This window comes from Bordetella pseudohinzii (assembly GCF_000657795.2).
Taxonomy (GTDB): Bacteria; Pseudomonadota; Gammaproteobacteria; order Burkholderiales; family Burkholderiaceae_B; genus Bordetella; species Bordetella pseudohinzii.
In genome coordinates this window covers 1-1,094 of sequence record NZ_JHEP02000039.1, presented here as the reverse complement: position 1 = coordinate 1,094, position 1,094 = coordinate 1, and the positions used below count along the sequence as shown (strand labels likewise).

At 65.2% G+C, this 1,094-nt stretch carries 1 protein-coding gene; it reads right to left on the bottom strand.

Going from position 1 to position 1,094, the window contains the following annotated elements; all coding sequences use genetic code 11:
- The coding region (locus L540_RS21130; RefSeq protein ID WP_048026768.1) for a malic enzyme-like NAD(P)-binding protein at window positions 1–1,094 on the bottom strand (1,094 nt) is incomplete at both ends.

Here is a 1,094-nt window from a genome sequence, read left to right as displayed (position 1 = left end):
TAGACGAATTGCTGCAGCTGCTCGACATAGGCGTCGAGATCGGCGATGGGCCGGGTGGCCACGCCGTCGGCCATGGCCGCGCGCGCCACGGCCGGCGCGATGCGCACGATCAGGCGGGGATCGAAAGGCTTGGGGATCAGGTAGTCGGGACCGAACGACAGGTCATACGTGCCGTAGGCGGCCGCCACGACTTCGCTCTGTTCTTCCTGGGCCAGTTTGGCGATGGCGTAGACCGCGGCCTTTTCCATCTCGCGGGTGATGGTGGTGGCGCCCACATCCAGCGCGCCGCGGAAGATATAGGGGAAGCACAGGACGTTGTTGACCTGGTTGGGATAGTCCGAACGGCCCGTGGCCATGACGACATCGTCACGAACGGCATGCGCTTCTTCAGGCAGGATCTCGGGCGTGGGGTTGGCCAGGGCCAGGATGAAGGGACGCGCGGCCATGGCGGCCACCATCTCGGGCTTGAGCACGCCGCCGGCCGACAGGCCCAGGAACACATCCGCGTCGGTGATCACCTCGGCCAGCTTGCGGGCCTCGGTCTTCTGCGCAAAGCGCGCCTTGTCCGGATCCATCAAGGCCGTGCGGCCTTCGTAGACCACGCCTTCGATGTCGGTGACCCAGATGTTCTCGACGGGCAGGCCCAGGTCGACCATGAGACTCAGGCAAGCCAGGGCGGCGGCGCCCGCGCCCGAGGTCACGACCTTGACCTGCTTGATGTCCTTGCCGACGACCTTCAGGCCGTTGATGAAGGCCGCGCTGACGGTGATGGCCGTGCCATGCTGGTCGTCATGGAAGACCGGGATCTTCATGCGTTCGCGCAGCTTGCGCTCGACGGTGAAGCACTCGGGCGCCTTGATGTCCTCAAGATTGATGCCGCCGAAGGTGGGCTCCAGGCCGGCGATGATCTCGACCAGCTTGTCGGGGTCGGTTTCGTTGATTTCGATGTCAAAGACATCCAGGCCGGCGAACTTCTTGAACAGCACGGCCTTGCCTTCCATGACGGGCTTGGACGCCAGCGCGCCGATATTGCCCAGGCCCAGCACGGCGGTGCCGTTGGAGATCACGCCCACCAGGTTGCCGCGCGCGGTGTA